Annotated in this window: 19 protein-coding genes; 9 read left to right on the forward strand and 10 right to left on the reverse strand. The window is 69.7% G+C overall.

The genetic code is table 11. The annotated features are described in order from the left end of the window. Window positions 1-14 precede the first annotated feature (14 nt). A complete protein-coding gene (gene araD1 / locus AC1PME_RS15025; protein WP_254458736.1) occupies window positions 15-1022 on the reverse strand; it encodes an AraD1 family protein in 1008 nt (335 codons plus the stop codon). 152 nt (window positions 1023-1174) lie between these two features. Between araD1 and AC1PME_RS15030 the strand changes: the two genes are divergently transcribed. Next, entirely contained in the window at window positions 1175-2173 is a 999-nt protein-coding gene (locus AC1PME_RS15030) for a LysR substrate-binding domain-containing protein (RefSeq protein ID WP_481096310.1), read from the forward strand. A gap of 467 nt (window positions 2174-2640) precedes the next feature. Here the strand turns inward: AC1PME_RS15030 and AC1PME_RS15035 are convergent, their stop codons facing one another. Then, window positions 2641-3438, reverse strand: a complete 798-nt coding sequence (locus AC1PME_RS15035; RefSeq protein ID WP_254458738.1) for an SDR family NAD(P)-dependent oxidoreductase — start codon at window positions 3436-3438, stop codon at window positions 2641-2643. 174 nt (window positions 3439-3612) lie between these two features. Between AC1PME_RS15035 and AC1PME_RS15040 the strand changes: the two genes are divergently transcribed. The 6 genes from AC1PME_RS15040 (at window position 3613) to AC1PME_RS15065 (ending at window position 13304) form a co-directional block, all read left to right on the forward strand. Continuing rightward, on the forward strand, window positions 3613-5337 hold the full coding sequence (locus tag AC1PME_RS15040) for an IlvD/Edd family dehydratase (protein WP_254458739.1): 1725 nt from the start codon (window positions 3613-3615) through the stop codon (window positions 5335-5337). 316 nt (window positions 5338-5653) lie between these two features. Continuing rightward, window positions 5654-6178, forward strand: coding sequence for an RNA polymerase sigma factor (locus AC1PME_RS15045; RefSeq protein ID WP_254458740.1), 525 nt, complete (start codon window positions 5654-5656; stop codon window positions 6176-6178). Continuing rightward, window positions 6175-7251: a FecR family protein gene (locus tag AC1PME_RS15050; protein ID WP_430543975.1), complete on the forward strand. Its 1077-nt coding sequence runs from the start codon at window positions 6175-6177 to the stop codon at window positions 7249-7251. The genes AC1PME_RS15045 and AC1PME_RS15050 overlap by 4 nt, the downstream gene beginning before the upstream one ends. A gap of 316 nt (window positions 7252-7567) precedes the next feature. Beyond that, window positions 7568-10459, forward strand: a complete 2892-nt coding sequence (locus AC1PME_RS15055) for a TonB-dependent receptor (protein ID WP_481096311.1) — start codon at window positions 7568-7570, stop codon at window positions 10457-10459. Window positions 10460-10587: 128 nt separating this feature from the next. Next, window positions 10588-11889, forward strand: coding sequence for a histidine-type phosphatase (locus tag AC1PME_RS15060; RefSeq protein WP_481096312.1), 1302 nt, complete (start codon window positions 10588-10590; stop codon window positions 11887-11889). A 110-nt stretch (window positions 11890-11999) separates the two neighbouring features. Further along, entirely contained in the window at window positions 12000-13304 is a 1305-nt protein-coding gene (locus tag AC1PME_RS15065; protein WP_254458743.1) for a jacalin-like lectin, read from the forward strand. Window positions 13305-13603: 299 nt separating this feature from the next. Here AC1PME_RS15065 and radA read toward each other — a convergent pair whose 3' ends face one another. From radA to AC1PME_RS15080, 3 genes are all read right to left on the reverse strand, one after another. Next, window positions 13604-14989, reverse strand: a complete 1386-nt coding sequence (gene radA, locus AC1PME_RS15070; protein WP_481096313.1) for a DNA repair protein RadA — start codon at window positions 14987-14989, stop codon at window positions 13604-13606. A 307-nt stretch (window positions 14990-15296) separates the two neighbouring features. Continuing rightward, window positions 15297-17186 carry a M61 family metallopeptidase gene (locus tag AC1PME_RS15075; protein ID WP_481096314.1) on the reverse strand — a complete coding sequence of 630 codons (1890 nt, stop codon included), beginning with the start codon at window positions 17184-17186 and terminating at the stop codon, window positions 15297-15299. Window positions 17187-17336: 150 nt separating this feature from the next. After that, window positions 17337-17948: an ATP-dependent Clp protease proteolytic subunit gene (locus AC1PME_RS15080; RefSeq protein WP_481096315.1), complete on the reverse strand. Its 612-nt coding sequence runs from the start codon at window positions 17946-17948 to the stop codon at window positions 17337-17339. Window positions 17949-18003: 55 nt separating this feature from the next. On the opposite strand from AC1PME_RS15080, the gene AC1PME_RS15085 reads away from it, so the two are divergent. Then, window positions 18004-18813: an RNA polymerase sigma factor gene (locus AC1PME_RS15085; protein ID WP_481096316.1), complete on the forward strand. Its 810-nt coding sequence runs from the start codon at window positions 18004-18006 to the stop codon at window positions 18811-18813. 44 nt (window positions 18814-18857) lie between these two features. On the opposite strand, the gene AC1PME_RS15090 is transcribed toward AC1PME_RS15085, so the two are convergent. Beyond that, window positions 18858-19643, reverse strand: coding sequence for an SDR family NAD(P)-dependent oxidoreductase (locus tag AC1PME_RS15090; protein ID WP_481096317.1), 786 nt, complete (start codon window positions 19641-19643; stop codon window positions 18858-18860). Between the two features lie 122 nt (window positions 19644-19765). Between AC1PME_RS15090 and AC1PME_RS15095 the strand changes: the two genes are divergently transcribed. Next, entirely contained in the window at window positions 19766-20209 is a 444-nt protein-coding gene (locus AC1PME_RS15095) for a MarR family winged helix-turn-helix transcriptional regulator (RefSeq protein WP_481096318.1), read from the forward strand. A 210-nt stretch (window positions 20210-20419) separates the two neighbouring features. Here AC1PME_RS15095 and cyoD read toward each other — a convergent pair whose 3' ends face one another. From cyoD to cyoA, 4 genes are read right to left on the reverse strand one after another with little or no spacing between them, the layout of a single operon-like run. Continuing rightward, window positions 20420-20758, reverse strand: a complete 339-nt coding sequence (gene cyoD, locus AC1PME_RS15100) for a cytochrome o ubiquinol oxidase subunit IV (protein ID WP_048492118.1) — start codon at window positions 20756-20758, stop codon at window positions 20420-20422. After that, complete coding sequence (gene cyoC, locus AC1PME_RS15105) at window positions 20758-21384, reverse strand: cytochrome o ubiquinol oxidase subunit III (protein WP_307551712.1); 627 nt, start codon at window positions 21382-21384, stop codon at window positions 20758-20760. The genes cyoD and cyoC overlap by 1 nt, the downstream gene beginning before the upstream one ends. A gap of 3 nt (window positions 21385-21387) precedes the next feature. After that, a complete protein-coding gene (cyoB, locus tag AC1PME_RS15110; protein ID WP_254458750.1) occupies window positions 21388-23388 on the reverse strand; it encodes a cytochrome o ubiquinol oxidase subunit I in 2001 nt (666 codons plus the stop codon). Next, a complete protein-coding gene (cyoA, locus tag AC1PME_RS15115; RefSeq protein ID WP_254458751.1) occupies window positions 23388-24329 on the reverse strand; it encodes a ubiquinol oxidase subunit II in 942 nt (313 codons plus the stop codon). Before cyoA ends, cyoB begins: the two co-directional genes overlap by 1 nt. Window positions 24330-24483: the final 154 nt, after the last annotated feature.

Consider the following 24483-nt stretch of genomic DNA (forward strand, 5'->3'; position numbering starts at 1 on the left):
ACCTCCATGCGGTTCTACAGCGCGCGCACGCCGCCCAGGGCGAATCCGCTCTCAACGCGCTGCAAGGGATTGACCAGCGCCGCGCCGAACTCGGGCAGTTCGATCTCGAAGCGGTCGCCGGGCTGCGCCTGCACGCCGTCGGCGAAGCTCAACGTGGCGGTGCCGAAGAAATGCAGGTGCACGTCGCCGGGCACGCGGTGCGCGGCGTACTTGAAATGGTGGTATTCGAGATTGGCCAGCGAGTGGCACATGTTGGCTTCGCCGGTGACGAACGGCTTCTCCCAGATCACCGCATCGCCACGGCGGATGCGGCTGTGGCCGCGCAGGTCGCGCGGCAGCGCGCCGCAGCGCAGCTCCGGGCCGACCGCGCAGGCGCGCAGCTTGGAATGGGCCAGGTACAGGTAGTTCTGGCGCTCGGTGACGTGGTCGGAGAACTCGTTGCCCAGCGCGAAGCCGAGCCGGTACGGCACGCCGTCGGCGCCGATCACGTACAGCCCGACCAGTTCCGGCTCCTCGCCGCCGTCCAGGGCGAAGTCTGGCGACGGCAGCGGTGCGCCCGGCGCGACCAGACTGCTGCCGTCGCCCTTGTAGAACCATTCCGGCTGCGCACCGGGCTGGCCGTCGCGCGGGATGCCGCCGTCCACGCCGAGCTGGAAGATCTTCATCGAATCGGTGAGCGTGCCCTGCGCCGCCTGCTGCTGCAGGTTCTGGTGCATGGCATCGCGGGTGGCGGCGCTGCCCAGGTGGGTCAGGCCGGTGCCGGTGACGCGGCAATGCGCCGGGTCCGGATGGGTCAGCGGCGGCAGCACGCGGCCGGCGGCGAGCAGAGCGGCGTAGTCGAGCACGCGCTCGCCGCGCAACTGCTGCGCCTGGGCGTCCAGGCGGTTGCCGGCGGCCAGCGCGGCGTTGGCCAGCGCGTAGGTCGACGCCACCTCGCGCAACAGCCGCACCTGGCGGCCCTCGTCCTCCACCACGCCTACGCCGGGGATGCCTGCGTCATCGAGCAACTGGATCAATCGCATGAATCGGTCGCCTGTCGGAATGCGGACGCGCGGCGCGCGGCACGGAACACGCGCAACGCGATGCGCCGGTCCTATTCTGGCCGGACGACCTATATGCAACAAATATCTGTTTTGGCTTAATGTATACGAACATTCGTATCTTTCTGAGCGCCATGCCCGCTGCCCCACCCTGGTTCGTCCGCGCCCGCCTGAAGACCCGGCAATTGATGCTGCTGCTGGCGATCGAGGAGGAAGGCAACATCCACCGCGCCGCCGAGACCTTGAACATGTCGCAGCCGGCCGCGTCCAAGCTGCTCAAGGACCTGGAGGACATGCTGGCGGTGCCGCTGTTCGAGCGCCTGCCGCGCGGCATGCGCGCGACCTGGTACGGCGAGGCGATGATCCGCCACGCGCGCATCGCCCTGGCCAGCCTCGGCGAGGCCGGCGCCGAGATCGAGGCGCTGAAGGCCGGCTATGCCGGCAGCGTCGCCGTCGGCGCGATCGCCGGCCCGGCGATGAGCCTGCTGCCGGCGGCCCTGGCCCAGGTCGGCGCGCAGCATCCGCTGCTGCGGGTGAGCCTGCGCGTGGACGGCAGCGACGTGCTGCTGGAGCAGCTGGCGCAGAACAAGCTGGACATCGTGGTGGCGCGGCTGTTCGCGCGGCACGACAAGCGCCACCTGCACTACCAGGCGCTGGCCGAGGAAAAGGTCTGCGCCATCGCCCGCCCTGGCCATCCGCTGCTGGCGGCGCCGGCGCCGACGCTGGCGGTGTTGGCCGAGGCACCGTGGATCGTGCCGCCGGACGGCAGCGTGCTGCGCCATCGCTTCGAACTGATGTTCCAGAACGCCGGGCTGGAGGCGCCCAAGCGGGTGATCGAGACCTCGGCGCTGGTGGTGCTGCCGCAGTTGCTGCGCCACGGCGACGCGCTGGCGGTGGTCCCGGAGGACGTGGCCCGGCATTTCGCCGACCACGGCAGCGTGGCGATCGTGCCGGTGGCGCTGTCCTGCCGCATGGACGCCTTCGGCCTGATCACCCGACGCGACTGGCTGCTATCGCCGGGCGCGCGGATCGTGCTGCAGGCGCTGCAGGAGGCCGCGGCCGCGGTCTACGGCGTCGCCGCAGCAGTGGGAGCGCAGTCGCTACCCACGGACAGTGAATCGCGTCGGGACTGAAGTCCCTCCCACAGTGCTTCCGCCCGTACCGCCGCGCGGCTCCTTGTGGGAGCGACATTAAGCCGCGACGCGCAGTGGGGGGCTCACCTGCCACTGTCCAAGGGCAGCCGATCGCGTCGGCACTGAAGTCCCTCCCACAATGCCTCCGCCCGAGCCGGCGCGCAGCTTTTGTGGGAGCGGCTTCAGCCGCGACGCGCAATGCGGGGCTCACCTGCCACTGTCGAAGGACAGCCGATCGCGTCGGCACTGAAGTCCCTCCCACAATGCCTCTGCCCATGCCAGCGCGCAGCTTTTGTGGGAGCGGCTTCAGCCGCGACGCGCAGTGCGAAAATCACCCGCACTGCCAAGGGCAGCCGATCGCGCCGGGACTGCAGTCCCTCCCACACCGTCTCCGCCCCTACCGGTGCGCAGCTTTTTTGTGGGAGCGGCTTCAGCCGCGACGCAGGAAGCCGGCATCCTGCGCGGCGTCAGGTCCAGCCGCCGTCCACCACGAACTCCTGCGCGGTGATCGCGCGCGCCTCGTCCGAGGCCAGGAACAGCGCCATGCGCGCGATGTCCTCCGGCATCACCTTGTCCGGCAGGCACTGGTTGCGCGCCAGTTCGCGTTCGCCGGCCTCGTCCAGCCACAGGGTGACCTGGCGCTCGGTCATCACCCAGCCCGGGGTCAGCACGTTGATGCGGATCCGCGCCGCGCCCAGGTCGCGCGCCAGGCCACGGGTCAGGCCGTTCACCGAGGACTTGGCGGTGGCGTACACCGGGTAGCCGCCGGTCTTGCTCTGCCAGCCGGTGGAGCCGAGGTTGACGATGGAACCGCCGCCCAGCCGCTGCATGCCCGGCACCACCGCCTGGATGGCGAAGAACGCTGCGCGCTGGTTGATCGACACGCAGCGCTCCCAGTAGTCCGGGGTCACCGCCTCCAACGCATGGCGGTCGTCGCTGCCGACGTTGTTGAGCAGCACGTGGAAATCGCCCAGTTCGGCCGCCGCCGCGCCGATCGCCGCCTGCAGCGCGGCCACGTCGGTGACGTCGCAGCGGCGCCACCACGGCGCAGTCAGGCCGGCCGCGGCCAGGCGCTCGGCCAGCGCGGCGCTGGCCTCGGCCGCGACATCGACGAAGGCCACCTGCGCCCCCTGCGCGGCGAAGGCCTCGACCAACGCGGCGCCGATGCCGGAGCCGCCGCCGGTGATGAAGACGCGGCGCCCGCGCAGGCTGCCGTAGGTTGCGTTGCCGAGGGAGGAAGGCGCCGCGCTTGCCGAGTTGTCCATGCCGTTTCGCTCTAGGTGGATAGGATTTCGATATATGAAAACAAATATCCATTCGAAGATATTTGCTATTTTTCACGTATCAATATGCCCGCTAGCATCCCCGGCGTAAAGCATCCGGGGGCGGCTTGCGCACAAGGCGGATCCCGGCGACCTGGACACGAGGAATCCGCCGACATGGGCTCACCCAGCAAACCGCCGCGCCGCAGCCAGGCGTGGTTCGGGCGCGAAGGCAAGCAGGGCTTCTACTACCGCAGCTGGCTCAAGAGCGCCGGCCATCCGCACGACATGTTCGACGGCCGCCCGGTGATCGGCATCTGCAACACCTGGTCGGAGCTGACCCCGTGCAACGGCCACCTGCGCGAACTGGCCGAGCACGTGAAGCGCGGCGTGTACGAGGCCGGCGGGTTTCCGCTGGAGTTCCCGGTGATGTCGCTGGGCGAAACGCAGATGCGCCCGACCGCGATGCTGTTCCGCAACCTGGCCAGCATGGACGTGGAGGAATCGATCCGCGCCAATCCGCTGGACGGCGTGGTGCTGCTGATGGGCTGCGACAAGACCACCCCGGCGCTGCTGATGGGCGCGGCCAGCGTCGACCTGCCGACCATCGGCGTGTCCGGCGGGCCGTCGCTGTCGGGCAACTGGCGCGGGCAGCCGCTGGGCTCGGGCACCGGCGTGATCGAAATGTCGGAGATGGTCCGCGCCGGCACCTTGAGCCAGGACGACTTCGTCGAGGCCGAAGCCTGCATGCAGCGCTCCAAGGGCAGCTGCATGACCATGGGCACCGCCTCGACCATGGCCAGCATGGTCGAGGCGCTGGGCATGTCGCTGCCGGAGAACGCGGCGATCCCGGCGGTGGACGCGCGCCGCGCGCGACTGGCGCGGCTCAGCGGACGGCGCATCGTGCAGATGGTGGAAGAGGACCTGCGCATGTCGCAGGTGCTGACCGCCGATGCCTTCGCCAACGCGATCAAGGTCAATGCGGCGATCGGCGGCTCCACCAATGCGGTGCTGCACCTGCTGGCCCTGGCCGGCCGCGTGGGCGTGCCGCTGCAGTTGGACGACTGGGACCGGCTCGGCTCGCGGCTGCCGTGCCTGGTGAACCTCAAACCGTCCGGCCAGTACCTGATGGAAGACTTCTACTACGCCGGCGGGCTGCCGGCGGTGATGCGCGAACTCGGCGCCGAACTGGCGCTGGACGCGCGCACCGTCAACGGCCGCACCGTCGGCGAGAACGTGGCGCAGGCGCCGTGCTGGAACCGTGAGGTGATCCACCCGCTGGATGCGCCGGTGCGCGCGGAGGCCGGCATCGCCGTGCTGCGCGGCAACCTGGCGCCGGACGGGGCGGTGATCAAGCCCTCGGCCGCCTCGCCGCACCTGTTGCGGCATCGCGGGCGCGCGGTGGTGTTCGAGAGCATCGAGGACTTCAAGGCGCGTATCGACGACGAGGCGCTGGACATCGACGCCGACTGCATCATGGTGCTCAAGCACTGCGGCCCGCGCGGCTACCCGGGCATGGCCGAGGTCGGCAACATGCCGCTGCCGCCGAAACTGCTGCGCGCCGGCATCACCGACATGGTGCGCATCTCCGACGCGCGCATGAGCGGCACCGCCTACGGCACCGTGGTGCTGCACGCCTCGCCCGAGGCCGCCGCCGGCGGCACCCTGGCGCTGGTACGCGACGGCGACATCATCGAACTCGACGTCCCCGGCCGCGCCCTGCACCTGGAGGTCAGCGACGAGGAACTGCTGCGCCGGCGCAGCGAATGGACCCCGCCGCCGGCCCCGACCCGCGGCTGGAGCAAGCTCTACGTCGAGCACGTGCAGCAGGCGCACCTGGGCGCCGACCTGGACTTCCTGGTCGGCGGCAGCGGCGACGCCGTGGCGCGTGATTCGCACTAGCGCCGGCACCCCCGCGCAACGCCGCTGTTGGTGCGACTTTGGTCGCGACCGGGCCTTGCCGGGAAAGCCCGTCGCGACCGAAGTCGCTCCCACATCGGCTTGCGGCTAGCCCGCCGTGTGCACTGTGGGAGGGACTTCAGTCCCGACGCATTGCGCCATCGGAAAGCGCACCACTTCGCGCCTCGCGGCTGCATGACAGTCGACTCCAGTAGCAAGTGGCCAGCGCCGCCTTCTTCCACGCGCATCGCCCCCACGTCACCGCACCGTCATCTGCAGCTTCTAGCCTGCGCCGCACCCCAGGGACAAGGCAGGCTCGGTGGCGGCTCACCCCAAACGCGCATGGGCGCGCATGTTCGCGGAACACGGCCCGGTGCTGCGCGGCTTCTTCGTGCGCCGCGGCGCACGCGAGGATGCCGAGGACATGGTGCAGGAGACCTATCTGCGGCTGCTGCGCGCGCATCGGCAGCAGGGCGAGGCCATCGCCAATCCGGAAGCCTACCTGTACACCGTCGCGCAGAACCTGGCGCGCGAACAGGCCGCGCGGCGCCGCCAGGCGCCGCTGCGCATCGAGGAGATGGAGCAGTTCTCGCAATTGCTGGCGGCGGGAGACGACGTGGAAGACAGCGCACAGCGGCGGCAGCGCCAGCAGCACCTGCAGGCCCTGCTCGCCGACCTGCCCGCGCGCACCCGCGCGGTGCTGGTGATGCAGTACCGCGACGGGCTGAGCTACAAGCAGATCGCCGAACGCATGGGCGTGTCGCCGCACATGGTCAAGAAGCACGTGGTGCGCGGCCTGTCGGCGTGCCGGCGCGCGCTCGCCGACCGCGGAGAGCACTGGTGAACGACAGCGGCTTCCCCTCGCGCAGCGCCACCGCCGATGCCGCACACTGGCACGCACTGCAGCGCATGCACCCCTTGGACGCGAAACAGGAACAGCAGTTGCTGGACTGGCTGACCGCCTCGCCGCAGCACCTGCGCGAGTATCTGGCGCTGCAGCGCGTGGCCGGCGAACTCGGCGAGGCGCTGCGCGGCATGGACCTGGACGTGGATGCCCTGCTGGCCAGCGACGACACCGCCGACGGCGCCGCGGCCGGCAACGTGATCGCCCTGCCCTTGTCGCCGCGCGCGACAGCGCCAGCGACGGCTGCATCCGCGCGCGCCAAGCGTGCCAGCCCCACGCCGCGCTGGCGCCTGGCCGCGGCCGCCGCCGTGTGCGCGGTCGCGGTGCTGGTCGGCTGGGCCTGGCCGAGCAGCCAGACCTACCGCACCGCGCTCGGCGAACAACGCAGCGTGCGACTGGCCGACGGCAGCGTGGTGCGGCTCAACGCACAGACCCAGGTGCGTGCCACGCTGACGCCCTGGAGCCGGAGGCTGCAGTTGCTGCAGGGCCAGGCTAGCTTCGTGGTCGCCGCCGACCGCCGCCCGCTGCAGGTGCAGGCCGGCGGCCTGCGCGTGGAGGACATCGGCACCACCTTCGACATCGCCCTGCACCAGGACCAGGCGCGCATCGAGGTCTCGTCCGGGCGCGTGCACGTGTGGCGCCAGGACCGGCCGCAACAGCCGATGCTGGCCGATCTCGGCGCCGGCCAGAGCGCGCGCATCGACACCGCCGATGGCCGGGTCGAGCTCGGCAACGAGGACGTCGCGGCGATGCATGCCTGGTGGCAACGCCGCATCGTGTTCCGCGACGAGCCGCTGGCCAACGTCGCCGAGGATTTCAACCGACTCAACCGCACCCGCCTGCGGATCGACGACGCCGACGCCGGCGCGATGCGGCTGACCGGCAACCTGCGCGGCGACGATGTCGCCGCATTGCGCGCCTTCCTCGATGCGCAGCCGACCCTGCAGGTACGCACCAGCGCCGACGGCATCCACGTGCGCAGCCGCGCGCAGGCGCAGGCACGCAGGCAGTAGCCGCAGCCAGCACAGCGCGCGACGCGCGGCGGCTGCGCGGCGCCGCAGCGTACGCATACGCGCCCGAGAACATGCCGCCGCGGCGCATCCAGCCAACATGGGCGCCAACGCTGCTCGCGCTGATGAAGAGGGCGATCGACTCTTCGCGCACGCGGCGAACCCAGCGCACGCTCCGCGCACGTGTCACAGAAAATTCATCGAAAAACGGTGCCCGATCGTCGCCGTCGCGCCTCGTAGTCCGGGGACAGCGCAGGCAATCGCCCTCTCGCGGCGATGCCTCGCGCATCACCATCCCCGCTGCCACTGGACCTCGACGATGCGCCGCACCCTGTTCCTTTCCATCGCCCTCGCCCTGCATGCCGGCGCCGCCGGCGCACAGACCGCCCCCGTCGCGGTCGATGCGATTCCCGCTCAGCCGCTGGCGCGTGCACTCAATGCCCTGTCGCGGCAGACCGGCCTGCAGTTCGTCTACGCCGCCGGCAGCACCGGCAATCCGCAGACCCACGGCAGCCGCGCCGGCGCGGCGCCGGAACAGGCGCTGCAGCAACTGCTCGACGGCACTGGCCTGCGCTACCGCTTCCTCACCCCGACCACGGTGACGATCGAGGCGGCGAACGCGCCGGCCGAGACTGCCGCCGCCGTGCCGGCAACGATGACCGCCACACCGACGCCGACACCGCCAGCGGATGCGCCGGTCAAGCAACTGGACGGCATCCAGGTGCTCGGCAGCTACGCCGGCAGCCTCAGCGCCGCGCTGCGCGAGAAGCGCTACGCCGACAGCGTGGTCGACGTGATCGCCGCCGAGGACATCGGCAAGCTGCCGGCGCAGAACGTGGCCGAAGCGCTGCAGCGCGTGCCCGGCGTGTCGATCGTGCGCGACCGCGGCGAAGGCGTGTACGTGCGCGTGCGCGGCCTGGGCCCCAACTTCCAGGTGACCACGCTCAACGGCCAGACCATGGCGGTCAACGAGAACGTGCGCACCTCCGGCCAGACCGGCCGCCAGTTCCGCTACGACACTCTCCCGGCGGAACTGGTCGCCGGCCTGGAGGTGATCAAGAGTCCCACCGCCGACCTGGACGAAGGCGCGATCGGCGGCATCGTCAACGTGCGTACCTTCCGCCCGCTGGAACTGGGCAAACCCCTGACCAACCTGTCGCTGGAATCGAGCCAGGCGCAGCGCACCCACGCCAACGATCCGCGCGTGTCCGGCCTGTTCAACTGGGTCAACGCCGACGGCACCTTCGGCGTGCTGCTCTCCGGCGCCTATGCGCAGCGCAGCCTGCGCCAGGACCGGGTCAACGAAGTGAGTTGGGACTACTACCGCAACGGCGTGCCGGGCGTGCCCGGCGCCAACTACGTGCCCACCGGCCTGCGCCCGACGCTGGAACTGGAGCAGCGCGAACGCACCGGCATCGCCGCCTCCCTGCAATGGAAGCCGAGCGCGGCCTGGGAAACCAACCTGGACCTGCTGTACGCCAGGCAGACCGTGCACTACGACGAATACAGCCTGGGCGTGGGCTTCGATAGCCTCGCCAAGCTCGGCAACCTGCGCGTGGCGCACGGCGGCATCGCCGGCTTCGACTACCGCAACGGCCAGGTGCAGATCTCGCGCGAGACTTCCGGCATCACCGACGACAACCGCAGCGCGCGCCTGTCCAGCACCTGGAGCGGCGATGCATGGACGCTGGGCGCGGTGGCGTTCCACTCGCAGGCGCACAGCTACGACTCCGATCCGATCCGGCGCACGCGCCTGCGCAGCGGCACCACCCTGTCGATGCGCGTGGACATGCCGCAGGCCGATGGCGACGACGTGCCCGACTGGCGCTTCACCAACGGCTTCGACCCGACCAACCCGGCCAGCGTGGCCGGCCGCCGCCTGGAGTGGCGCGAGATCGACGCGCGCGACAAGGAGGACGCGCTGCAGCTCGACGCCAAGCGCACGCTCGGCGACGGCTTCTTCCGCGACCTCAAGTTCGGCGCCAAGTACCGGCAGCGCGCGCGCACCTACGATCGCGCCGACCTGTTGCTGACCAGCATCGCCGGCGTGCGCTTCCCGGCCGGCAACTTCACCGCGCTGCCGGTGGACGACATGCTCGCCGACGCCAACGGCAGCCTGCCGCGGCAGTGGCTGGCACCGATCGAATCGACCTTCTTCGGCACCTGGCCGACCGCCGCGGACCTGGTCAACACGCCCAACAGCGCCGACCTGCAGAACTCCTACGAGGTGAAGGAGAAGATCGGCTCGGCCTATGCGATGGCCGACTTCGGCAGCGAACTGGCCGGCCGCGAGCTGCGCGGCAACCTCGGCGTGCGCCTGGTCCGCACCGAGCAGACCACCGACGGCCACGCCGACGTCAACGGCAGCGCGCAACCGGTGCACTTCGCACGCAGCTACAGCAACGCGCTGCCCTCGTTCAACGCCGCCTGGGACGTGCGCGAGGACATCGTGCTGCGCAGCTCCGCGGCCAAGGTCATCACCCGCCCCGACCTCACCGACCTGTCGTCCAAGCTCACCTTCAATTCCAGCGGCGAGATCCTCACCGCCAGCGGCGGCAATCCGTCGCTGCGCCCGTTCGAGGCCTGGCAGTACGACCTGACCTTCGAGTGGTACATCGACGGCACCTCGGCGCTGACCGGCGGCGTGTTCTACAAGGACATCTCGCGCTTCATCCAGACCCAGCTGTCGAACCTGCAGTACCAGGGCCAGACCTACCTGCTCTCGTCCAAGACCAACGGCAGCCAGGCCAGCGTCAAGGGCGTGGAAGTGGCCTACCAGCAGGTCTTCGCCGGCCTGCCGGCGCCGCTGGACGGGCTGGGCATGCAGCTCAACTACACCTGGACCGACAGCGAGGCCACCTACCGCGACGGCAGCCGCACCTTCACCGACAGCCTCGAAGGCGTGGCCAAGAACACCTACAACGCGGTGCTGTTCTACGAGAAGGGGCCGCTGATGGCGCGGGTGAGCTACGGCTGGAGCGACGACATCGTCAACGCGGTCGGCACCGCCAACGTCGCCACGCTCAACAGCGACCAGTTCGGCAGCCTCGACGCGAACGTGGCCTGGAAGGTCAACGACAGCCTGTCGGTGTTCGTCAACGCGATCAATCTCACCGGTGCCGTGCAGCGCCAGTACGTCGGCGACCGCCTGTTCGGCGGCTACACCGACTACGGCCGTACCTGGTCGGTGGGCCTGCGCGCGCGTTTCTGATCCGCCGCGCTGCCGCCCGCGCGCGGCAGCAAGCCTGCGCCGCTGCCTGCACGGCAGCGACCGCAGCCAGCGCACCGTGCGCCACCGCGCACGGCGCCTCCGCCCCTGCCCCTGCCTGGAGCTTGCCGATGCCACCGCTGTCGTACCTCGCCGCCCTCGCCGTGTTCGCCCTCGCGCCGCTGGCCTGCACCGCGGCACGCGCGCAAACGGCCGCGACCGACACCTTGGAGAAAGTGCTGATCCTCAAGCGCCACGGCGTGCGCGCGGCGATGTCCAGCACCGCGCAACTGGAGCGCTATTCGGCACGCCCATGGCCACGCTTCGCGGTTCCCGCCGGGCATCTCACCGCGAACGGCGCGGCGCTGGAACGGCTGTTCGGCGCCTATTACCGCGCCCGCTACGCACCGCTGGGGCTGTTCGCCGGCGACGGCTGCGCGGCCGCGTACTACTGGGCCAACCGCACCCAGCGCACCATTGCCTCGGCGCAGGCACTGGCCAGCACACTGACCCCGGGCTGCGCGAATCCGGTGCGCAGCGTCGCCGACGGCGCCTCCGATCCGCTGTTCGACGGCGCGCCCGCCCTGCGCGATCCCGCCGCGGTGGCGCAGATGCGCGCGGCCATCGCCGGCCGCATCGGCGGCGATGCGCCCGCCTGGAACGCGGCGCAGGCCGATGCCATCGACAGCCTGCAGCAACTGCTGCTGCAGTGCGCGCAACGGCCCTGCCCGGCCGACGCCGGCAGCGGCAAATTGCGCCTGGATGCGGTGCCGGCACGGCTGGGCGACGCCGGCGAGGCGATCCCCGCCATCGAAGGCCCGGCCGCGGCCGCCTCCGGCCTCAGCGAAAGCCTGCTGATGGGCTGGGCCGACGGCCAGGACTTCGCCGCGCTGGGCTGGCGCGGCGTCGACGAGGCCAGCCTGTTGCGCGCCTTCGCCCCGCACCAGGCCGAGTTCGCGCTGCGCCTGCGCGCACCGGCGGTGGCGCGCATGGCCGCCTCGCCGCTGGCGGCGCGGCTGCTGGCGACGCTGCTGGACGGCAGCGGCCAGGCCACGCACGCCGCGCCGATCGGCGGCGCGGCGCGGCTGGTGGTGCTGTCCGGCCACGACGGCACCCTGACCCTGCTCGCCGGCATGCTCGACTTGCACTGGCAACTGCCCGGCTACCAGCCCGACCAGACCGTGCCCGGCGGCGCGCTGGTGTTCGAGCGCTGGCGCCGCGCCGACGGCGAGCGGGTGATCCGCCTGCGCTACACCGCGCAGAGCCTGGCGCAGTTGCGCGAACGCCGTGCGCTGACCGTGCAGGCGCCGCCGCTGGCGTCGGCGGTGTTCATCCCGCGCTGCAGCCGCGCCGATGGCGAGTACGACTGCCCACTGGCCGCTTTCGCGACCGCGGTCGAGGCCGCGATCGACCCGCAGTTCCTGACCCCATGACGCCACGCGCGCCGGCCCCGGCCGGTCGCGCGGCGGCATCGGTGCTTCCGGCACCGTCCCCTGGCCCTCGCGCCACCCGCTGTTCCTCCCAACCCGCAAAGAGGCGATTCATGATCCAGCATCTACGCACCCTCGTGAGCTACGGCATCGGATTGAGCCTGGCCTGCGCCGGCGTGGTCCACGCGCAATCGGACGTCGGCGTGCTCGACGTGCTCACCTACAACGTCGCCGGCCTGCCGCAGGGCATTTCCAGCAGCAACCCGGCCGCCAACACCGCCCAGATCGCACCGAAGCTGGCGCCCTACGGCCTGATCAACGTGCAGGAAGACTTCAACTACCACGCCACCCTGTACGCGGGCGACAACCATCCCTACCGCACCCCCACCAGCGGCGGCGCGGCAATCGGCGACGGCCTCAACACGCTGAGCAACTACCGCTTCGACGACTTCACCCGCGTCAAGTGGGACAAGTGCAACGGCACCGACTGCCTGACTCCCAAGGGCTTCAGCTACATGCGCGTGCGCCTGGACGACGGCGTGCTGCTGGATGTGTACAACGCGCACCCCAACGCCGGCACCGAGAGCGCCGACCTGGCCGCGCGGCGCGCCAACATCAGCCAGCTCTCGCAGTTCATCCAGACCTGGTCGGCCGGCAACGCGGTGCTGGTGATGATGGACTCCAACACCCGCTACACCCGCGCCGACGACAACATCCGCGAGCTGATCGCCGCCAACGGCCTGACCGATACCTGGGTCGAGCTGGTCAAGGGCAACGCCCCGGCCGCCGGCGCGGCGCCGCTGCTGTGCGGCACCCCGCCGACCAATGAGTGCGAGGTGGTGGACAAGATCCTGTACCGCGACGCGCCGCAACTGACCCTGGTCGCCAACCGCTACAAGCTCGACGACGGCAACTTCTACGACAGCGACGGCAAGCCGCTGTCCGACCACTACCCGCTGGCCGCGCAGTTCGGCTGGGCGGTCGGTGCCACCGTGCGCACCAGCGACCAGTTCGGCGGCCCGCACGGCACCCCGTTCAACGACATCGCCAAGGGCGCCGAGCAGCGCACCATCGCCAGCGTGACCCTGCGCGGCGCCTCGCGCCTGGACGGCATCGCACTGGGCCTGGACAACGGCAGCACCCTGGCCCACGGCGGCAGCGGCGGCGATCCGGTCACGCTGCGCCTGGGCAGCAACGAACGGCTGACCTCGGCCACGCTGAGCGTGGGCCAGTACAACGGCCACACCCGGCTGTTCTCGCTGAGCCTGCGCACCAACCAGGGCCGCAGCCTCAGCGCCGGCACGCCGACCGCCGAGACCTACACGCTCACCGCGCCCAGCGGCTGGCACATCGCCGGCTTCACCGGCCGCGACGGCGACGAGATCGACAAGCTCGGCGCGATCTATCGCAAGGACTGACGGAAACGCGGGTGCGATCGCGCCCGCGGCAACGCAACGGCAACGGCGCGCGTGGCGACGCGCGCCGTTCGCCATGCTGGAACCGCCATACGCAGGCGGGGCCCATCGCCGGGTGTGCGCATCGGTGTGCAGCGAACGGCTGCGTCGCAGCCGACGACGCGCGCGGTAAACCGCATGCCAGGCCCCTCGATGCGGCGGCGCAGCTACGCCGATCGCCGCATCACCCGCACCACTGCGCCGCGCTTCGCAGGGACACAGCCTGCACGAACAACGAAGACGCAGCCTGCCGGCGGCGCAGCCTATTCGCTCGCCGCTTCCAGCGCCTGCGCCAGGCGCTCCACCGCGATCACCTCCATGCCCTTGACCGTGCCGGTCTTGGGCGCATTGGCCTTGGACACGATGGCGCGCTTGAAGCCGTGCGTCGCGGCCTCGCGCAGTCGGTCCTCGCCGTTGGGCACCGGGCGGATCTCGCCGGACAGGCCGACCTCGCCGAAGGCGATGGTCTTCTCCGCCAGCGGCCGGTCGCGCAGCGACGACAGCACCGCCAGCAGCACCGGCAGGTCGGCCGCGGTCTCCTGCACGCGGATGCCGCCGACCACGTTGACGAACACGTCCTGGTCGCCGACCACGATGCCGCCATGGCGGTGCAGCACGGCCAGCAGCATCGCCAGCCGGTTCTGCTCCAGGCCCACCGCCACGCGTCGCGGATTGGACAGCGGCGAGGCATCGACCAGCGCCTGCACTTCCACCATCAGCGGCCGCGTGCCTTCGCGGGTGACCATCACGCAACTGCCGGGCTGGTGCGCACTGCCGCCGGAGAGGAAGATCGCCGACGGATTGGAGACTTCCTTCAGCCCCTTCTCGCCCATCGCGAACACGCCCAGCTCGTTGACCGCGCCGAAGCGGTTCTTGAAGGCGCGCAGCAGGCGGAAGCGGCTGCCGCTCTCGCCCTCGAAGTACAACACCGCATCGACCATGTGCTCGAGCACGCGCGGGCCGGCGATGCCGCCCTCCTTGGTGACGTGGCCGACCAGGAACACCGCGGTGCCGGTCTCCTTGGCGTAGCGCACCAGCCGCGCCGCACTCTCGCGCACCTGGCTGACCGAGCCGGGCGCGGCGGTCAGCGCCTCGGTCCACAGGGTCTGCACCGAGTCGGCGACGATCAGCTTGGGCCGCGCCGCGCTGGCGTGCTGCAGGATGTGTTCGATGCCGGTCTCGGCCAGCGCATTGAGGCCGTCCAGCGGCAGGTCCAGGCGCACCGCGCGCCCGGCGACCTGGCCCAGCGATTCCTCGCCGGTCACGTACAGCACCGGCAGGGTGCCGGCCATCTTCGCCAGCGCCTGCAGCAGCAGGGTCGACTTGCCGATGCCCGGATCGCCGCCGATCAGCACCACCGCGCCCTCGACCAGGCCGCCGCCGAGCACCCGGTCGAACTCGCCGATGCCGGTGGACACGCGCGCCTGGTCGCGATGCTCCACGTCCTTGAGCGCGGTGATCTTCGGCGTCTCGGCCTTGCCGGCCCAGCCGCTGCGCCGCGCCGCGGCCGGCGCCTTGGCCGTGGCCGCGCTCTCCAGCACGATCTCGCTCAGCGTGTTCCAGGCGCCGCATTCGGTGCACTGGCCCTGCCATTTGGTGTACTCGGCGCCGCATTCGCCGCAGACATAGGCCGTTTTCGCTTTCGCCATCTGCTTCTGGTCCGCTCAGACAATGCGCCAGCATAGTGGCTGGCGGTCTCAAGGTCCGCGACGGCGAGGCGCCACGCTCCTCTAGCGACCTCGGCGGGCCGGCAAACCACGCATTTCGTAGGAGCGGCTTCAGCCGCGAACGGGCTTTACCGGTCATGCCCCGTCGCGGCTGAAGCCGCTCCTACGACAGACGCAGCGCCCGCCTCCTCGACGCTGCGGCGGCGATCGATCCCTCGCCGTACAGCGCGACGCGGACGCCGTTCCCCGCCACCCGGCAGACGACGCCGGGCGGGGGGCATTCGCCGACTCAGCGCGCCTTGTACAACTCGCTCAGGCGATCCGGCGTGCCGGCGATGCGCTCCAGGTGCGGATACTGCAGGCCGCCGGCGTAGGCGATGCGCAAGGTGTCGTAGCGGTCGCCGCGCTTGACCAGCAGTTCGATCGGGGCGCTGCCGCCCTTGGCCGCGGTGATCGCGTCCTTGAGCGCTTCGGCGCTGTACTCGCGGCCGCCGACCGCGACCACGCGGTTGCCGGTGATGAGGCCGGCGTTGAACGCCGGGCTGTCCCACAGCACGGACTGCACCTGGCCCTGCTGGTCCAGGCTCAGGCCCAGCGAATAGGTCAGGTCCAGGCTCTTGTTGCGCGCCTCGCTGGTCTTGTTGGCCGCGTTCGGCTGGTCGGTATAGACCAGCTTCCAGCCGCTGGCCTCGATGCCGCCGACCAGCGAACCGTGGTCGTCGAGACGGCTGCGCAGCAGGGTCGCCCAGTCGTACTTGGCGATCCCGTCGAGCGTGGCGACGATGTCGTCGAAGGTATAGGTGTTCACGTCCCAGGCGCCGTCGTGCATGCCGAAGAAGGCCTTGGCGAAGTCGTCCAGCGAGCGCTTGCCGCCGCTGAGTTCGCGCAGCTTGGCGTTGACCTCCAGCCACAGCATCTGCCCGCCGGAATAGTAGTCCTCGCTCAGCTGGTAGCTGCGGTAGGCGCGCGGACGGCGCATCGACATGGTGGGATCGTTGGTGGTGTCCTGCAGCGCGCGCCAGGCCAGGCCGGGCCGGCCGCGCTGGTAGGTCGCGGCGACATTGGCCAGCATGTCGCGGGCCTGGTCCTGCGTCCACAGCCCGGCGCGCGCGGCGATCACCTCGCCCCAGAACTGGGTCTGGCCCTCGTACAGCCACAGCAGGCTGTCGCCCATCGGCACGTTGAAGTTGGGCGTGGCCAGGTCGGCGCCGCGGCGGTACTTGCCGTTCCAGGAGTGGTTGAACTCGTGCGCGAGCAGGTCGCGCATCTCCCAGCTCTTGTCCCATTCGGTGAAGTAGTCGAGTGGGCCGCTGTTCTCGCTGGAACGGTGGTGCTCCAGACCGATGCCGCCGAGCTTGTCGGTCAGCGCCAGCAGGAACTCGTAGTGGTCGAAGTGGCGCGCGCCGTACAACTTGTCCATCTGCTGCACCAGGGCCACGTGCGCCTTGACCTGCTCGGGCTTGGCCTCCAGCGCCTTGGGCTTGTCGGCGAACACGTTCAGCGCCACCGGCGCCTTGTCCTTGGCGTCCAGTACGATGCGCTTGTAGTACTTGCCGGCGAACATCGGCGAATCGACCAGGTCGTCGAAATCGATCGGCTTGAACGTCACCGTGTCGCCGCTCCGCGTGGCGGTCTCCAGCGCGGTGGCGTAATCCCAGCCGGCCGGCAACGTCACGCTGGCCTGCGCCTTGATGTTGCGCGCATACACCCCGGCCGGATACAGCGCGGTGGTGTTCCACTGCAGGTTGAGCATCTCCGGGGTCATCATCACCCGGCCCTGGCCGTCGCCCTGCGAGGACAGGAACTGGTACTCGGCGACGATCTCGCTGGCGCCGGCGGGCACGTCGATCTTGAACGCATAGACGTCGTACTGGTCGCGCGTCCACGGCAGCACCTTGCCGTTGGCCTTGATCACCAGCCCGGCCAGCTTGTCGATCGGGCCGGTCGGCGAATGGTTGCCGGGGATCCACTGCGGATACAGCAGGGTCATCGGCCCCGGCGTGGCCGGGATGGTGGTGCGCACGCGGAAGATGCGGTGGGCCAGGTCGGTGGCGTCGACAGCGATCTTCAGCGTGCCGGCGAAGGGCACGTCGCGCGGCGGCGCGGTCTGCGCCGAAGCCTGGAACGCGACAGTGGCGGCCAGCAGCAACGGCGCCATCCAGGCAGTGGACTTTCTCATGGGGTCTCCAGGGGGCGAACGACAGCGGACAAGCAAACCCCCATGCTATGCCTGCGCCGCCGCCGCGTGCCATGCCATAGGTCATGCCCACGGCGATCGCGGCGCACTGCGCAAGCGGCATGGGCGGGCGCCGTTGCGCCGCCCCTCCGCTCAACGCCCGGCCAACTGGCTGCGCCGCTCGACGATGCGCGACACCAGGCCGTAGTCCATCGCCTCCTGCGCCGACATCCAGCAGTCGCGCTCGATGTCGGCTTCCACGCGTTGCAGCGGCTGGCCGGTCTCGCGGGCGATGACCCGGGCGATGCGGGCGCGCGCCTTGAGGATCTCGCTGGCCTGGATGGCGATGTCGCTGGCCGGGCCGCCGGCGCCACCGCTGGGCTGATGGATCAGGAACCGGGTCTGCGGCAGGCACACCCGGCGTTCGCGCGGCACGCCCAGGAACACGTGCGTGGCCGCGCTGCCGACCCAGCCCGAGCCGATCATGTCGACCGGCGCGGAAATGAAGCGCAGCGCATCGTGGATGGCGTCGCCGGATTCGAGATGGCCGCCGGGCGAGGACACGATCATCGCGATCGGCGCGTCGGATTCGGCATCCAGCGCCAGCAGGTGGCGCACCGCCTGATAGGCGCTGGCGTCGGTGATGGTGCCGAACAGCAGCAGGGTCCGCGCACGGAACGCCTTCTCCTCCAGGAAGGCGCCGGACGGCGCGAGCGCGGCGAGCGCGGCGGGCGCGGCGGGAGAGGTTTCGTCGGAACGCAGCATCGGCCTGTCTCCATGTATGGTGGGTTTCCCTCCCAACGAACGACGGGGCCGCGACGTGACATTCCCGACCGACGCGCAGGCTGCCAGCGGCGACGACGCGCTGCGCCCCCAGTTGCTGGCCCTGGCGCGACGCTGGGTCGGCCAGGGCGAGGACGCCGAGGATCTGGTGCAGGAGACCTATCTGCGGGCGGCCCAGGGGCCGCTGCCGGGGGGCGGCCGCGACGCCTGGCTGACCACCGTGCTGCGCCATCTGTGCATCGACCGCCAGCGTCGCCGCGGCCGCTACCGGGCCTTGTTGGAGCGCATGGCGCAGGAACACGCACCGCCCGTGGCCGACGACGCGGACGGGCCGCTGCGGTACGCCCTCCACAGCGCGGCGGTCGCGCAGGCCCTCGCCGCGCTGGTGCGCACACTGCCGGCCGGCGACGTGGCGATGCTGCTGCTCGCCGAGGCCTTCGACTTCAGCCATGCCGAGTTGGCGGCGCTGGCGGCGCGCAGCGAAAGCGCCTCGCGCCAGCATCTGCGGCGCCTGTTGCAGCGCGCGCGTGCGGCGATGGCGGACGCCCCCGCGCCGGAGACCGCCGACCCGCACGACGACGCCTGCCTGCTGGCGCTGTGCCGCCATGCCTTGCGGCACGGCGATCCGGCCGGGCTGGTCGCCACCTTGCGCGCGGCGCGGCCGCAGGCCCTGCTGGCCAGCGCCTGGTCGGTGTCGGCCTCGGCGCACGCCGCGCCCAGCCCCGCGCCGGTCTACGTGCAGCCGCTGCAGCAGCACGGGCAACTGGGCCTGCTGATCCGCAACGGCGACGGCGTGCTGACTTGGCTGCCGTTGTGCGAACTCGCCGAGGCGCCCTGCCTGGCGTGAGCACGGCACACGCCGGCGCGCCAGTCGCACCGGCGTCCCTCGCGTCAGTACCTGCGCACGGCAAAGCGCTCGGAGAACCCATCGAACACGGCACGCTCGACGTCGAGGCGATGCCGAAACTCCGCCGAAGCGGTCATCCCGAAGCAGAGTTCATCGGCCTGCCCCGCCGCGAGCCCGGCGAAGACGGCGTCGCAGAAGTCCTCCACGTCCGCGCCATGGGCCACGCCAGAGCCCGCCAACCCGGTGCGGACGGCAGGCGGAATGATTTCCACGACCCTGACCGGCGTCGCGGCGAGCGCGAACCGGAGGTTGGCCGTATAGCTGTGGATCGCGGCCTTGCAGGCGCTGTAGACCGGGGCGAACGGCTGCGGAACGAGGGCGCCGCCGGAGGAGACATTGGCGATGAGCGCGGGCTTGCCATGCTGCAGCAACAGCGGGACCAGCAAATGGTTCAGATGCACGACGGCAGAAAACAGAATATCGATCTCGCGTTGGCGCTCGGCCCAGGGCGCCTGGTCGTCGGCGAGCGCGACGCGTCGCTGGATCCCGGCATTGTTGACGACCACGCGCAGCCCGGGATGCCGCACCTGCAGGTACTGCGCGAGTCGCTCGCGTTCTTCGGCGACCCCGATGTCGTTGACCAGGGTCTGCAGGCCGGGCGCGGCCGCGGCCGCGCGGTCGAGCCTGCCTGCATCGCGGCCGGTGACCAGCACGTTTGCGCCCGCGGCCAGGAAGCGCCGCGCGAGGCCGAACCCGATGCCGTCGCTGCCGCCGGTCATCAACACCTCCACGCCTGCGAACGTCGTTGCGGACATCGTCATCGTCTCCATTGGATGCGGGCACCCTGGGCCGGCATCGCATGCCTGCCGGCGGTCGCGCACAAGTTGTCATGTCAACCCAGGAGTACGCCGATCGGGTTGTCATGTCAACCGCCGCGGTCTATGGTGCCCGCATGAAACACGCGCAACTTTCCACCCGCGAGCTGGCGATCTGGCACGCCTTCAAGCAGATGGGCCAGACGGTGATGGCGGCCGTCGAAAAGGACCTGGCCGCCGGTGTCGGCCTGACCGGCAGCGACTTCGGCGTGCTGTCGCGGCTGGTGGATCTGGGCAAGGGCGAGCTGCGCCAACAGGCGCTCGCCGATTCCATGGGCTGGCACAAGAGCCGGCTGTCGCATCAGCTCACGCGCATGCAGGCGCGCGGCCTGATCCGCCGCAGCGATGCCGAACCGCGCGTGGTGACGGTCGCCATCACCGCCCTGGGCCGGGAAAAGATCGCCGCGGCGCGACCGGTCCATGCCGCGGCGGTAAGAACCCGGCTGCTCGATCGCCTCAGCGCGGAAGACGCGCAGGTCCTCCTGAAACTCTCCGCGACGCTCGGGGCAGACCGGAGCTGACCTCGGTGCGCCGCGTCGCCGCGGCAGATCGCACTGCGTCGATGCATGCGAGCGTCGCCTTGCACGCCGATCGCGGGTCGCGCACGTGCCGGTCAGCCACGCCGATGTCGGGGCGATGGGCCTGCGCTTGCCGCGCTGCCGGGCAGGCGGCCCGTAGAACGCAAAAGGCCGCCCGGAGGCGGCCTTCGCGAACCTGCGGCGGTGCGCGCCTCAATGCATCATGTTGACGTTGAGGTTGTGCATGACCCACAGCGAGCCGACCACCACGATGCCGATGATCAGCAGCGAGAACAGGCCCACGTGCACGTTGGAGCGCTGCTCGGCCGAGCGGTCCATGTGCAGGAAGTAGATCAGGTGCACCAGCATCTGCACCGCGGCCAGCACCGCGATGACGATGACGGTGACGCCGCGCGGGAACGCCCCGCTCATCACCATGCCGAACGGGATCACGGTCAGGATCACCGCCAGCACGAAACCGACCAGGTAGGACTTCAGGCCGCCGCCATGGCCGTGCTCGGCGTGCGCGTCGGAGGAATGATGGTTGGCCATTACAGCGCTCCCAGCAGGTAGACGATGGTGAACACGCCGATCCAGATCACGTCCAGGAAGTGCCAGAACAGGCTCAGGCACGCCAGGCGGGTCATGTTGCGCGGGGTCAGGCCGTTCTTGGCGATCTGGATCACCAGCACCGCCATCCACAGCAGGCCCGAGGTCACGTGCAGACCGTGGGTGCCGACCAGGGTGAAGAAGGCCGACAGGAACGCGCTGCGACCGGGGCCGGCGCCTTCCTCGATCAGGTGGTGGAACTCGTAGAGTTCCATGCCCAGAAAGCCCAGGCCCAGCGCCGCGGTGACCGCCAGCCAGCCGTACAGGCCGCCCATGCTGCGCTTGTTCGCCGCGATCATCGCCAGGCCGAAGCCCAGGCTGCTGAACAGCAGCAGGAAGGTTTCCACCAGCACGAACTTCAGGTCGAACAGTTCCTTGGCGGTCGGGCCGTCCACCGTGGCGCCGGCCAGCACCGCATAGGTGGCGAACAGGCCGGCGAAGATGAGGCAGTCGCTCATCAGGTAGACCCAGAACCCGAAGACGGTGTTGCCGCCCGCGTCGTGATGTTCGTGGTCGTGGTCGTGGCCGCCCGCGTGGGCGGCGTGGGAATCGAGCGTCGTGGAAGCCATGGTTCAGACCGCCTTTGCGGCGTTGGCCGCGTGTTGCTGTTCCAGCAGGGCGAAACGCGCGTTCTCGATGCGTTCCACTTCCTCCGCCGGGACCCAGTAATCGATGTCGTCATCGAAGGTGCGCGCGATGAAGCTGCCGATCATGCCGACCAGGCCGATCACCGCCATCCACCAGATGTGCCAGATCAGGCCGAACCCCAGCACGATGCTGAAGGCGCCGATCCAGAACCCCGCCGCCGTGTTGCGCGGCATGTGGATCGGTTCGTACTTGGCCGGACGCGCCCAGCCCTTGCCCTTGAGCTTGTCTTCCCAGAACTGGTCGCGGTCGTCGATGTGCGGCAGCACCGCGAAGTTGTAGAACGGCGGCGGCGAGGAGGTCGCCCACTCCAGGGTCCGGCCGTCCCACGGGTCGCCGGTCAGGTCCATGTTCTCCTTGCGCTTCCAGATGCTGTAGCCGATCTGCACCAGGTTCAGGAAGATGCCGGTGCCGATGATCGCCGCACCCACCGCGGCCACCATCAGCCACGGCGCCCACTCCGGGTGGTTGTAGCTGTTCATGCGCCGGGTCATGCCCATGAAGCCGAGCACGTACAGCGGCATGAAGGCGATGAAGAAGCCGATGATCCAGCACCAGAACGAGGCCTTGCCCAACGTCTCGTTGAGCTTGAAGCCGAACGCCTTCGGGAACCAGTAGGTCAGGCCCGCCAGGTAGCCGAACACCACGCCGCCGATGATCACGTTGTGGAAGTGCGCGATCAGGAACAGGCTGTTGTGCAGCACGAAGTCCACCGCCGGGATCGCCAGCATTACGCCGGTCATGCCGCCGATGGTGAAGGTGATCATGAAGCCGATGGTCCACAGCACCGGCGCGGTCATGTGCACGCGGCCACGGAACATGGTGAACAGCCAGTTGAAGATCTTCACGCCGGTGGGGATCGAGATGATCATCGTCGTGATGCCGAAGAAGGCATTGACGTTGGCGCCCGAGCCCATCGTGAAGAAGTGGTGCAACCACACGATGAACGACAGCACGCCGATGCACGAGGTGGCGTACACCATCGAGGTGTAGCCGAACAGGCGCTTGCGGCTGAAGGTGGCGATCAGCTCGGAGAAGATGCCGAACGCCGGCAGGATCAGGATGTAGACCTCCGGGTGGCCCCAGATCCAGATCAGGTTGACGTACATCATGGCGTTGCCGCCACCGTCATTGGTGAAGAAGTGCGTGCCCAGGTAGCGGTCGGCGCCCAGCAGCGCCAGCGCCACGGTCAGGATCGGGAACGCGGCGATGATCAGGATGTTGGTGATCAGCGCGGTCCAGGTGAAGATCGGCATGCGCATCAGGGTCATGCCCGGCGCGCGCATGCGCATGATCGTCACGAAGAAGTTGATGCCGGTGAGCAATGTGCCCAGGCCCGAGATCTGCAATGCCCAGATGTAGTAGTCGACACCGACGCCTGGACTGTATTCCAGCCCGGACAGCGGCGGATAGGCCAGCCAGCCGGTCTGCGCGAACTCGCCCACGCCCAGCGACAGCATGATCAGCGTCGCGCCGGCCACGAACAGCCAGAAGCTCAGCGAGTTCAGGAACGGGAACGCCACGTCGCGCGCGCCGATCTGCAGCGGCACGATCAGGTTCAGCAGGCCGGTCATGAACGGCATGGCCATGAAGAAGATCATGATCACGCCATGCGCGGTGAAGATCTGATCGTAGTGATGCGGCGGCAGGAAGCCCTCGTTGCCGCCATGCGCGATCGCCTGCTGGGCGCGCATCAGCGCCGCATCGCTGAAGCCGCGCAGCAGCATCACCAGCGCCACCACGATGTACATGACGCCGATGCGCTTGTGGTCGACCGAGGTCAGCCATTCGCGCCACAGGTAGCCCCACAACTTGAACTTGGTGACCAATGCCAGCACCAGCAGGCCGGCCAGGACGGTGCCGATGACGGCCACCATGGCGATCGGCTCGTGATACGGAATCGCCTCGAGCGTGAGTTTACCTAGCATCACTTGTCTCCAGAAGTGCACATGGCGACCGGCTCAGCAGCCGATGCCGGATGAGCGTCGTGGCCTTCCATCTTGTGGCCCTTGCCCATCATGTATTTGTCGATCAACGACTTGAACAGGCCGTCCTGCACCGAGGCGTAGTACGTCACCGGGTAGGCCGCCTTGTCGTTACGGTTGGCCGCCAGCACCTGGTACTCGGTCTGGCCCAGGGTCTTCTGCGAGGCCTTGACCTTGGCCACCCAGGCATCGAAGCCGGCGCGGTCGGTGGCGTGCGCGGCAAAGCCCATCTTGGCGAAGCCGTGGCCGCTGTAGTTCGCCGACAGGCCGAACATCTCGCCCGGCTCGTTGGCGATCAGATGCAGCTTGGTCTGCATGCCGGCCATCGCATAGATCTGCGTGCCCAGTTGCGGGATGAAGAACGAGTTCATCACCGTGTCGGAGGTGATCTTGAAGTTCAGCGGCGTGTCGACCGGGAACGCGATCTCGTTGACCGTGGCGATGCCCTGCTCCGGATAGATGAACAGCCACTTCCAGTCCAGCGCCACCGCCTCGATGGTGATCGGCTTGATCTTGGAGTCCAGCGGCTTGTACGGATCCAGCGCATGCGAGGAGCGCCAGGTCAGCACCGCCAGGACCAGGATGATCATGCACGGGATCGACCACACCACCACCTCGATCGCGGTGGAGTGCGACCAGTTCGGCTCGTAGCGGGCCTTGGTGTTGGAGGCGCGGTAGCGCCAGGCGAAGGCCAGGGTCATCACGATGACCGGGATCACCACCAGCAGCATCAGCACCACCGAGGTGATCAGCAGCGTCTTCTCGTCGTGGCCGATCTGACCCTTGGGGTTGAGGATGGCCGAGTTGCAGCCGGCCAGCAGCAGCGCGGCAAGCAGCAACAGACCGGAGCGCAGCGAGCGCCGGAGTTGTTTCAACGGAATCATCGAACGATCCAATTGCGTAGGGGATGCGGACCGCGCGGGAGCGGGAGGCGGGGCGCCGCTAGGGGCCGTCCCGCCTCCGCCGCGGCATCCGGGCCGGCATGCGCGATCAACGACGCATTTTATGCTGCCGTGCGGCAACTCCGGAAGTCATTGA

It is taken from the genome of Xanthomonas sp. NCPPB 901, from assembly GCF_056725085.1.

What these genes read in the sequence shown, in the direction of transcription:
- AC1PME_RS15095 (WP_481096318.1), top strand. Translation starts at nt 19,766, where the DNA reads ATGAAACACGCGCAACTTTCCACCCGCGAGCTGGCGATCTGGCACGCC.
- AC1PME_RS15055 (WP_481096311.1), top strand. Translation starts at nt 7,568, where the DNA reads ATGCGCCGCACCCTGTTCCTTTCCATCGCCCTCGCCCTGCATGCCGGC.
- araD1 (WP_254458736.1), bottom strand. Translation starts at nt 1,022, where the DNA reads ATGCGATTGATCCAGTTGCTCGATGACGCAGGCATCCCCGGCGTAGGC.
- cyoB (WP_254458750.1), bottom strand. Translation starts at nt 23,388, where the DNA reads ATGCTAGGTAAACTCACGCTCGAGGCGATTCCGTATCACGAGCCGATC.
- cyoA (WP_254458751.1), bottom strand. Translation starts at nt 24,329, where the DNA reads ATGATTCCGTTGAAACAACTCCGGCGCTCGCTGCGCTCCGGTCTGTTG.
- AC1PME_RS15060 (WP_481096312.1), top strand. Translation starts at nt 10,588, where the DNA reads ATGCCACCGCTGTCGTACCTCGCCGCCCTCGCCGTGTTCGCCCTCGCG.
- AC1PME_RS15035 (WP_254458738.1), bottom strand. Translation starts at nt 3,438, where the DNA reads ATGGACAACTCGGCAAGCGCGGCGCCTTCCTCCCTCGGCAACGCAACC.
- cyoC (WP_307551712.1), bottom strand. Translation starts at nt 21,384, where the DNA reads ATGGCTTCCACGACGCTCGATTCCCACGCCGCCCACGCGGGCGGCCAC.
- cyoD (WP_048492118.1), bottom strand. Translation starts at nt 20,758, where the DNA reads ATGGCCAACCATCATTCCTCCGACGCGCACGCCGAGCACGGCCATGGC.
- AC1PME_RS15090 (WP_481096317.1), bottom strand. Translation starts at nt 19,643, where the DNA reads ATGGAGACGATGACGATGTCCGCAACGACGTTCGCAGGCGTGGAGGTG.
- AC1PME_RS15080 (WP_481096315.1), bottom strand. Translation starts at nt 17,948, where the DNA reads ATGCTGCGTTCCGACGAAACCTCTCCCGCCGCGCCCGCCGCGCTCGCC.
- AC1PME_RS15075 (WP_481096314.1), bottom strand. Translation starts at nt 17,186, where the DNA reads ATGAGAAAGTCCACTGCCTGGATGGCGCCGTTGCTGCTGGCCGCCACT.
- AC1PME_RS15040 (WP_254458739.1), top strand. Translation starts at nt 3,613, where the DNA reads ATGGGCTCACCCAGCAAACCGCCGCGCCGCAGCCAGGCGTGGTTCGGG.
- radA (WP_481096313.1), bottom strand. Translation starts at nt 14,989, where the DNA reads ATGGCGAAAGCGAAAACGGCCTATGTCTGCGGCGAATGCGGCGCCGAG.
- AC1PME_RS15065 (WP_254458743.1), top strand. Translation starts at nt 12,000, where the DNA reads ATGATCCAGCATCTACGCACCCTCGTGAGCTACGGCATCGGATTGAGC.
- AC1PME_RS15030 (WP_481096310.1), top strand. Translation starts at nt 1,175, where the DNA reads ATGCCCGCTGCCCCACCCTGGTTCGTCCGCGCCCGCCTGAAGACCCGG.